Origin of the sequence: Burkholderia sp. Ac-20345, from assembly GCF_017104825.1 — a bacterium.
Lineage (GTDB): Bacteria > Pseudomonadota > Gammaproteobacteria > Burkholderiales > Burkholderiaceae > Burkholderia > Burkholderia lata_B.
This window is the reverse complement of the sequence record NZ_JAAGPO010000292.1, coordinates 1-9,552: the sequence shown is the minus strand read 5'-3', so window position 1 is coordinate 9,552 and position 9,552 is coordinate 1. Positions and strand designations below refer to the sequence as shown.

Sequence of the window (9,552 nt, the reverse complement as noted above, 5' to 3'; positions counted from 1 at the left end):
GGCGGCACGCGCGGCGAACGCGGCAGCCACGCGGCGCGGCTCGGCCTGCCCGTCGGTCGCGGTGTACAGCCCGCCGAGCGTGCGTGCCTGCGGCGAAAGGCCGCTGACGCGCTCATCGATCTGTGCGCGCGTCAGCGTGCGCGTGTCGAGCCCGTACTCGCGCGCGACGGCGAGCCACGCATTGAACGACGCCCAGTCCGTTTCGTTGTCCGCAATATAAAGACAGCCGCCCTGACGCCATTCGAGATCGAAACCGAGGGTTTCCTCTAACCCCTCCCAGATCCGCATGCCGGCCATCATCAGCGGCACCTCGGCCGCTTCGCGCCCCTGCTGCCGAACGAAGCCCCATGCACGTGTCGACTGCTGCCCGGCAATGCGCGACTTGTCGAGCACGACGGCCTTCAGGCCGCGCAGGCCCAGGTAATACGCGGCTGCGCAGCCCATGATGCCGGCGCCGGCGATCACGACGTCGGCTTCGGCCGGGAATGCTGTGTCGGCGAGGGTCAGGGCATCGTGCAGCGGATAGGTTGTCGTCATTGTTTCCTGTCAGGCGTTAATACGTCAGGATACGGGCGGCGATGGTAACGTCGTGACACACCTTTCACACAAACGCACCTTTCACCGCGCTGAATAACGACCATTTTGCGGTAAAGTTATCTTTTCCGCGCGTGGCCGGTCGGCTCGCCCCTGGACGTCATGAAGACTGTCCGTCGAGACTGCCGCAAGGCGTCGTTCTGAACGTCACGATCCGTTCCCGTAGCATGACCACTGAAGCAATCACCACGGATTCCCTCGCGGTTGCCGAGCGCGTGCGCGAGCTGATGACCCGCAACGGCATCGGCAAGCGCCAGCAGACCACCGAGCTGTGCCGCATCCTCGACCTGAGTTTCTCGCAAGGCCACCGCAAACTGCGCGGCAGCAGCCCCTGGACGCTCGCGCAGATCAAGAAAGTCGCCGAAGCGTACGGCGAGCCCGCCGCGCAGCTGTTCGGCGCGCAAACGCTCGACCCCGGCATGGTCGGCGCCTATTCGCAGGAAGCCGTACTTTACGCAGGCGTCGCCGAGATTCCGTGCACCGCATGGATCGGCGCGCCGCTCGAAGCCGGCGCGCGCCCCGAATTCGTCGCGTATGAACAAAACGGCCGCTGGCGCGTGCTGCGCCACACCGGCGTGCTGTACCAGAACGCGTACGACGTGCACAAGATCGAGATCTATCCGCGCCGCGCGGAGAGCGACAAGCTCGTCGTCGCGGTGATCGACCCCGATCGCGTCAGCGCGACCGAGCTGTGCCGCTATCTCGAACGTCAGGGTTTCGCGACGGCCGCATTCGACGGCCTCGCGCCGTTCGTCGACGCGCTGCAGGGCCAGGCATTCGACGCGGTCCTGACCGAGTGGCTGTTCGACGACAGCACCGCCGCCACCGCGATCAAGGCCGTGCGCACGTCCGACAACCCGGGCGCGCCGATCTTCGTGCTGACGGGCGACCTGCTCACCGGCCGCGCGAGCGAAGCCGACATCAGCGAAGTGATCCGCGCGTTCGACGTGGTCTGCTACGAAAAGCCCGCGCGCATGGCGATCCTCAGCGCCGATCTCGCGAAACGGCTCGCACGCGGGTAACACCTCCGGGCCGCATCTCCCCCGGACGGTCGACGTCCGCGCGGCACGGCGTTCGTGAACAGGTTCATAGCTCAGTACAATAGCCGCACCTGTTCACGCCCACGCCGGCATCCGCCGCCCGACGCCATGGCCCGCCTCATCCCCGACGACTGGAAAAGCCTCGCCGCAATCGGCGCGGCCGAACGCGAGCGCGAAACGCTCGCTGCGCTCGAACGCACGCTGCCCGACAGCTACACCGTGTATCACGGCGTGCACTGGACCCGCGCCGACCAGGGGTTCTCGGTGTTCGGCGAAGCGGCGTTCGTCGTCGTGAGCCCGGCCGGCCGCGTGCTGCTGATCGAGCAGAAAGCCGGCTTCCTGCGCGAAACGCCGAAAGGGCTCGTGAAGGTCTATCTGCAGAAGGAACGCAATGTCCCGATCCAGCTTGCGCGCACGCAGGAAACGCTGCACCGGCGCCTGACGGCTGCGCTCGGCGCGGGCGTCTACGGCGTCGAGGCGCTGCTGTACTGCCCCGACTACTCGATCCGCGACGCGTCGATCGCCGGCGTCGCGGCCGACCGCATCGTCGATGCGTCGCGCAAGGCGCAGCTCGCGCAGGTGATCCTGCAGATCCTGCCCGAAGACGACGAGCACTTTCCGAACGCACCGAAACTCCACCATTTCCTCGCGGACGAGCTTGCACTCACGCCCGACACGAGCGCGCTCGTCGGCCAGGCCGGCACGCTCGTCACGCGGCTGTCGGGCGGGCTCGCCGCGTGGGCGCGCCAGCTCGAATTCGCGCCGTTCCGGCTGCGCGTCACCGGCACGGCCGGCTCGGGCAAGACGCAGCTCGCGGTGCAGGCGATGCGCGATGCCGTCGCGGCCGGCAAGCGCGTGCTCTACGTGTGCTTCAACCGGCCGCTCGCCGACTACATCGCGCGCATCGCGCCGCCCGGCGCGAAGATCGCGAACTACCACCAGCTGTGCGACTGGGTCGTGCGCGACGGCGGCTATACGCCCGACTTCCAGGTACCCGGCGAATTCGAGCGGCTCGAAGCGCGCTTCGCGCAAACGCCGATTCCCGAGCATTGGCACTTCGATGTGCTGGTGGTCGACGAAGGGCAGGATTTCCACGCGCCGTGGGCGGCCGCCCTGGAGCGCTTGCTGGCGCCGGATGGCGCATGGTGGTGGCTGGAAGATCCGCTGCAGAATTTGTACATGCGCGAGCCCGTCGCGCTGCCGGGCTGGGTCACGCTGAAGGCGCTCACGAACTACCGCAGCCCGCGCGACCTGCTCGAATTCGTGCGCGACATCGTCGGCCGGGTCGAGCCGCTCGCGGCCGAGTTGCGTTCGGGCAGCCCGTTCGACGGTTCGGATCCGTCGGTGTCGGCGTACGGGGAAGAAGGCGCGTCGGGAGACGCTCTGGCCGAAGCCTGCATCGACGCGACCAAGCGCGCGATCACGCACGCGCTGTCCCTCGGCTTTCGCAAGCAGGACATCGCGGTGCTGTCGTATCGCGGCCGCGAAGGCTCGGTGCTCGCGCCGCTCGACCAGCTCGGCCCGCACCGGCTCAAGAGCTTCACCGGCAAGTACGACCTGTTCGGCAACCCGGAGTATCGCGAAGGCGACGTGCTGCTCGATTCGATCTACCGCTTCAAGGGCCAGTCGGCGCCGTGCGTGATCCTCACCGAGGTCGACTTCGACGCGCTCGACGCGCGCGCCGCGCGCAAGCTGTTCGTCGGTGCGACGCGTGCGACGATGAAGCTGCTGATCGTCGCGTCGTCACGCGCGGCCGCGCAGCTTGGGGCGGGTTGACGCCGGAGAGCGGCTCGTCCGGCACGGGGACGATCTCCTGATCCCCGACATTACGCGCCGACACAATCGGGCACATTTCGTTTCGCCCCAAACCCTGAACGGGTCGCCTTCTTCGCGATTCCGGCGACCCCTGATGGTTTATCCCCGTGCGGCACGTCGTTACGATGCCTGGCCATTCGCTGCGCACGGGATATTCGATGGCCGACGTAAAGAAGGTGCCGTACTACAAACCGCAGAAAGGACTGTTTGGATCAGGGCTGAAGGAATATCAGGGCTCCAGAGGATGCATTCCCATTGAGACTCGGAAGGGCGTTTCGCTCGACAGACTGGCGCCGGGGGAAAAGCCACCGCCCCCTCTTCCCAAGCCGACGCCCGAAGCGCCGAGTGTTACCAGGCAGGGTTCTGCAGCTGCCCCATTGCCGAAAACCGATCAGGCGATGGTCAAGGAACCACCGAAGCCACCAGACGCCGAAGTCTGCGAAAACCCGCCGCCCTTCGACCTTCAAGACGTACCGATTGCGATGGACAATCTGGGCTGGAAGGTCTCGGCCAAACTTGCGCGAATCTGGTTCGCGAGCCCTGCGCATACTTACAATGACGACCCAACGTCAGCTCAGCCATTGAATGACGGCGACGTCACTCTTGATTGGGCTTTGAGATTCGGGAGCGTCAGGAAAAAGTATGACAAGCTCCTGGCGAATGATATTTATAGCGAGCGATCCGTGAGGACAGCAATAAACATCACCAAGCCCTTCATCAAAAATCTCTTTCTGGATAGACACCCAACACTCAGCTTCAACACTTCCGTATTTATCGAAAATTTACGGAAATTCCATTCCGACTGGCAGTTTCAGTTGTCGTCGATAAGCAACTTTGACACCCTAGAAAATTTTTCACCCACAGATCTCACCGGAGCACTGGCGAATTTCAACATCTACGCCGCAATAGGGAGTGTTGAAATTTCGGGAGAGAAGTATTTTCGGTACGAAAAATCCGGCAATTTCTATTGCCTCAATGCAACCGGAAAAATTACACACCTCTACGTTTACGTCAAAGACAATTACTCATTCAACGGCAAGCAATACCTCGGGCACTGGAACAAACATGGGGTAATTATCTCACCAGGCTCATTGCTGACAAAATCCAGCTCACCAAAACGGAACTCCGATATTGACGTCTGGGCAAGAGCCATCAACAAACCCGTCGACACACGGAGAAGTTTGTTTGGACGATTCAGGGATTCCGACGTTTACTTTCCCGTCTACAATGCAGACTACAACCGCTGGCGGCAAAAGCACCATCAAGGCAGTGACTTCATGATATATTCAAAACCAGTCCGTCTGAGGCTGAATAAACCAATTCATCTTGAGCTTGGTGAGATATGCAGACTAGAGCCATCAGATACATTGGCTTAGCCATTATTTTTTATGTCGGCGCAGGCCTGATCATTCATTTCAGTCGGCCTGCCTATGGACGATGCGATTTCTACGATCGCCCGGAAACGCTGGATGGCGGCACAAAAAACATGAACGGAGTTCCATATCGATTCAAGATGTGCGGCACCGGCGGAAATGATCAAGATGGGACGAACGACAAAATAGAACTGAAGGTCTTCAGCGAAAAAGGAGAGCTTCTTGCGAAACGATACTTCTCCGTCAACTGGTACCACGGAAAGAGCTTTCATCAGCCCTTGAATTATGAGGGTAACCTGGTTCGTTACATCGATTTGACAGATGAATCGAACTACAATAAATATTTGATGATTCCGCCAACCAAGTGGGACTGGCTTCGCGCCAGACTGCCCCTCTTTTGAGCACACATGATGAGGCCCGACAGCATCCCGACCTTCCACGATGCCGAGCTCGTCACGATCGACCATCGTCCGGCCGATCAGGAGTTGCGGCTTCGATTCCGTCGAGTCGGTGGCGAAATCCATTCCTTTTGCTTCACCGGCGTCATTTCCCTGCGAATCATCGATTTTACGCAACAGAATGTCGTGTCACGCCTTCTGCTATCTCCCGTCTATCCGTTTTCGCAGACAGAGGTGCGCCAGTGGCTGAAATGGATTGGCAGCAGGGAGGATTTCGACGCAGCGAATGTCGACGATTCTCAGCTCAATCAGTATCTGGCCGATTTCGACGCCGGTCGAAAGGCGTTGCTCGTACTCGAGCCGTCATGTGGCGCAGAGGTTGCGGTGCTGTGCGAGACGATCCGGCTCGACTCGGGTCCTGACGTCTGACCATCCCGCTAGCGGCGTCGGCACAATCACGGCGCCACAATCGCGAATGAATTGAAGCGGGGGCGAAAAACAGACGCAGTCGGCGGTCGCACTGCTCTCAACCGCCCCCACCATCGATCAAGCCACCCGGAACGCCCCCACCGCGCGGCGCAGCCCGTCGGCCTGCTCTTCCAGCGACGCGGCAGCCGCCGCGGCCTGCTCGACGAGCGCCGCGTTCTGCTGCGACACCTGGTCCATCTGCGACACCGCGCGGTTCACCTGCTCGATCCCGTCGCGCTGCTCGCTCGACGCGGCCGCGATCTCGGTCATGATGCCCGTCACGCGTCCGATCGCCTGCTGGATGTCCTGCATCGTCGTGCCGGCCATGCCGACGAGCCGCGAGCCGGTCGCGACGCGCTCGACCGATTCGCCGATCAGCGTGCGGATTTCCTTCGCCGCCGATGCCGAACGTTGCGCAAGCGTGCGCACCTCGCCCGCGACCACCGCGAAGCCGCGGCCCTGCTCGCCTGCCCGCGCAGCTTCGACCGCCGCATTCAGCGCGAGGATGTTGGTCTGGAACGCGATGCCCTCGATCGTGCCGATGATGTCGGCGACCTTCTGCGAGCTCTGGTCGATCTCGTTCATCGTGCCGATCACTTCGCCGACGACTGTCGCGCCACGCGTGGCGATCTCGCTCGCGGTATCCGCGCAGGCCTGCGCCTCCACCGCATTGTCCGCGTTCTGCTTCACGGTCGCAGTGAGCTGCTCCATGCTCGCGGCCGTCTCCTGCAGCGCGGACGCCTGTTCCTCGGTGCGCTGCGACAGGTCGGTGTTGCCGGCCGCGATCTGGTGCGTCGCCGTCGAGATCGCTTCGGAACCCTGGCTGACCTGGCGCACGGTGTCCGCGAGGCTGCGCTGCATGCCGGTCACGCCCTTGACCAGCTCGGCCATCTCGTCGCGCGACGACCAGCGCACTTCCGACGTCAGGTCGCCGTCCGACAGGCGGCGGAAGTGCGACAGCAGCCGGTTCACCGGCTGCGTGATCGCGTAATGCAGGCCGATCGCGCAGCCGAGGCACGCGGCCAGGCCGAATGCGATACCAGCAATCGCGCCCGCGCGCATCCAGCCGTAATAGGTCTGCGCGGTGTCGTATACATCCTTGCCGCGGGCCACCTGGTACGCATCGAGCGCATCGGTCGCCTGCGTGAGCGCGACCGACAGCGGCGGCGCAACCGACATCAGCAGCCGGTCCGCCTCTTCGCGGCGGCCATCGCGAACCGCGTCGATCATCGGCTTCAGTGCCTGCCCGATCAGCGCCTGGCGCGCGGCGTCGAGGCCGCTCGCGAGCGGGCCTTCGTCGCCGTCGTGCGGCATCGACGCGTAGCCGCGCCATGCGGTGTCGGCCTTCGCGAGATAGCTCTCGGCTTTCTTGACGAGATCGGGCACTTCCGGCGCTTCCGGATGCAGCATGGCGCGATCGAGCGTGGTACGCACGATCGTCAGGTTCAGGCTGGCCGCCGACAGCGCGGTCTTCGCAGCCAGTTGCTGCGTATAGGCCTCGTCGAGCGCACGGTTCGAGCTCTGCATGCCGGCGAGGCCGATCAGCCCCGATACGACGAGCAGTACGGCGACGAGACCGAGCGTGGAGAAGATCCGCGTACGGATCGAGAAACGGGAAAACAGGGCGTTCAGGTTCATGACGGGACGTGAGCGGTGAAAAGTGCCGCGGCAATCGGTCCGCAGCACTCTGTATTACGGTTTGCCTGCAAAAAACTTGAGTCCGGCCCCGCTTTCCCCTGATCCCGGTCAATTTTTCGGGCCGGCAATCTCCTGTTACGGCTGCAACATATCGAGGCTGGGCAGAAATTGACCAGTCAACTATTCATGGCTATAGTTCGACACAATTCCCTGCCATGGCAGATATATCAATGACAACCGACACCCTCCTCACTCCGCCGGCCGCCGAAACGGCCCGCCGCGACGCGCCGACCGGGCTGATCGTCGCCGCGCTGCTGCTCGTCATGCTGCTGTCCGCACTCGACCAGACGATCGTGTCGACCGCGCTGCCGACGATCGTCGGCGAGCTCGGCGGGCTCGACCAGTTGTCGTGGGTCGTCACCGCGTACCTGCTGTCGTCCACCGTCGTGCTACCCCTGTACGGCAAGCTCGGCGACCTGTACGGCCGCAAGATCGTGCTGCAGGCCGCGATCGTGCTGTTCCTCGCGGGGTCCGCGCTGTGCGGCGTCGCGCAGGACATGACGCAGCTGATCGTGCTGCGCGCGCTGCAGGGGCTGGGTGGCGGCGGCCTGATGGTCGTCACGATGGCCGCGATCGGCGATCTGGTGCCGCCCGATCGCCGCGCACGCTACCAGGGGATGTTCGGCGGCGTGTATGGCCTCGCGACGATCATCGGCCCGCTGCTCGGCGGCTTCCTGGTCGAGCACCTGTCGTGGCGCTGGATCTTCACGATCAACCTGCCGCTCGGCTTTCTCGCGCTCGCGGTGATCGGCGTCGCATTCCGGCCGCACACCGCGCACGTGAAGCACCGGATCGACTACATGGGCGCCGCGTTCCTCGCCACCGCCCTCACCTGCGTGATCCTGTTCACGAGCGAAGGCGGCTCGCTGCTGCCGTGGACATCCCCGCAGCTGTGGATGACGCTCGTGCTCGGCGTCGTCGCGATCGGCGGCTTCATTTATGAAGAGCGGCTCGCAGCCGAGCCGATCATGCCGCTCGAACTGTTCCGCCATCGCACCTTCGTGCTGGTCAGCCTGATCGGCTTCGTCGTCGGCATCGCGCTGTTCGGCTCGGTCACGTTCATCCCGCTCTACCTGCAGGTCGTGAAAGGATCGACGCCGTCGCAGGCCGGGATGCAGCTGCTGCCGATGATGGGCGGGATGCTCGTGACGTCGATCGTCAGCGGCCGGCTGATCTCGCGGCTCGGCTCGTACCGGATGTGCCCGATCCTGGGCACGCTGACCGGCGGCATCGCGATGGCGCTGCTGTCGACGCTGACGCTCGATACGCCGCTGCACACGATGTATGCGTACATGGCGCTGCTCGGGATCGGGCTCGGCATGGTGATGCCCGTGCTCACGCTCGCCGTGCAGAACACGGTCGAATTCCGGCACATGGGCGTCGCGACGTCGGGCGCGACGCTGTTCCGTTCGATCGGCGGCTCACTCGGCGTCGCGGCGTTCGGCGCGCTGTTCTCGCACGGGCTGCAGTCGCGGGTGATGGATGCGCTGCCGGCCGGCACGGAGCTGCCGCCCGCGCTCGGCCCGGCCGCCGTGCACCAGTTGCCGGATGCCGTGCGCGACGCGTACCTGCATGCGTTCGCCGGTTCGCTGCACGTCGTGTATCTCGCGGCGGCGACGGTCATCGCGATCGCGTTCGTGCTCGCGTGGTTCGTCGAGGATGCGCCGCTGCGCAAGCACAACTGAGGCTCCCGTGGATCGCGACGCGAGCGTCGAGCCGCATCGCGATCCACCTCCGCCCGCCGTCAAGGCACCAGCACGACCCCGCCCGTCGTCGCACGCGACTCCAGCAACCGGTGTGCATCGGCCGCCTGTTCGAGTGGCACCCGCGCGCCGATCTCCACGTGCATCCCGCCCGCCAGCCGTTCGAGCGTCGCGCGCGCAGCCTCCCGATATCCGTCGACGTCGCGCGCGATGAAGCCGAGCACGCTCGGCCGCGCCAGCGCGATCGAGCGCGCCGGCCCCAGTTCGTCGAGATCGAACGTCTGCCGCGCGCCGATCGCGGCCACCTGCCCGATGCTCGCGACCATCCCGAACGGACGGACCGCGCCGAGCGTGCGCGTCAGCACGTCGCCGCCGATTCCGTCGATCGCGTAATCGACCCCGGCGCCGCCGCCGAATGCACGGGCCGCCGCGACAAAATCCTCCTCGCGGTAATCGACGACCA

At 64.3% G+C, this 9,552-nt stretch carries 9 protein-coding genes; 6 read left to right on the top strand and 3 right to left on the bottom strand.

The window, feature by feature from the left end:
* Positions 1 to 537 (bottom strand): FAD-dependent oxidoreductase (locus G3O06_RS44440; protein ID WP_205819869.1); only part of this gene is annotated, 537 nt, incomplete at its 3' end.
* Between the two features lie 224 nt (positions 538 to 761).
* On the opposite strand from G3O06_RS44440, the gene G3O06_RS44435 reads away from it, so the two are divergent.
* The 5 genes from G3O06_RS44435 (at position 762) to G3O06_RS44415 (ending at position 5,649) form a co-directional block, all read left to right on the top strand.
* Positions 762 to 1,616: a helix-turn-helix domain-containing protein gene (locus tag G3O06_RS44435; protein WP_006485970.1), complete on the top strand. Its 855-nt coding sequence runs from the start codon at positions 762 to 764 to the stop codon at positions 1,614 to 1,616.
* Positions 1,617 to 1,742: 126 nt separating this feature from the next.
* Positions 1,743 to 3,410 carry an ATP-dependent helicase gene (locus G3O06_RS44430; RefSeq protein WP_205819868.1) on the top strand — a complete coding sequence of 556 codons (1,668 nt, stop codon included), beginning with the start codon at positions 1,743 to 1,745 and terminating at the stop codon, positions 3,408 to 3,410.
* A 197-nt stretch (positions 3,411 to 3,607) separates the two neighbouring features.
* Positions 3,608 to 4,825, top strand: coding sequence for a DUF6402 family protein (locus G3O06_RS44425; RefSeq protein ID WP_205819867.1), 1,218 nt, complete (start codon positions 3,608 to 3,610; stop codon positions 4,823 to 4,825).
* Entirely contained in the window at positions 4,792 to 5,223 is a 432-nt protein-coding gene (locus G3O06_RS49440) for a hypothetical protein (protein ID WP_241020554.1), read from the top strand. Before G3O06_RS44425 ends, G3O06_RS49440 begins: the two co-directional genes overlap by 34 nt.
* 6 nt (positions 5,224 to 5,229) lie before the next feature.
* Complete coding sequence (locus G3O06_RS44415) at positions 5,230 to 5,649, top strand: hypothetical protein (protein WP_205819866.1); 420 nt, start codon at positions 5,230 to 5,232, stop codon at positions 5,647 to 5,649.
* 117 nt (positions 5,650 to 5,766) lie between these two features.
* On the opposite strand, the gene G3O06_RS44410 is transcribed toward G3O06_RS44415, so the two are convergent.
* Positions 5,767 to 7,326 carry a methyl-accepting chemotaxis protein gene (locus G3O06_RS44410; protein ID WP_174997901.1) on the bottom strand — a complete coding sequence of 520 codons (1,560 nt, stop codon included), beginning with the start codon at positions 7,324 to 7,326 and terminating at the stop codon, positions 5,767 to 5,769.
* Between the two features lie 230 nt (positions 7,327 to 7,556).
* On the opposite strand from G3O06_RS44410, the gene G3O06_RS44405 reads away from it, so the two are divergent.
* Complete coding sequence (locus G3O06_RS44405) at positions 7,557 to 9,071, top strand: MDR family MFS transporter (RefSeq protein WP_205819865.1); 1,515 nt, start codon at positions 7,557 to 7,559, stop codon at positions 9,069 to 9,071.
* A gap of 59 nt (positions 9,072 to 9,130) precedes the next feature.
* On the opposite strand, the gene G3O06_RS44400 is transcribed toward G3O06_RS44405, so the two are convergent.
* Positions 9,131 to 9,552: zinc-binding dehydrogenase (locus G3O06_RS44400; protein WP_205819864.1), on the bottom strand; the 422-nt coding region annotated here is incomplete at its 5' end.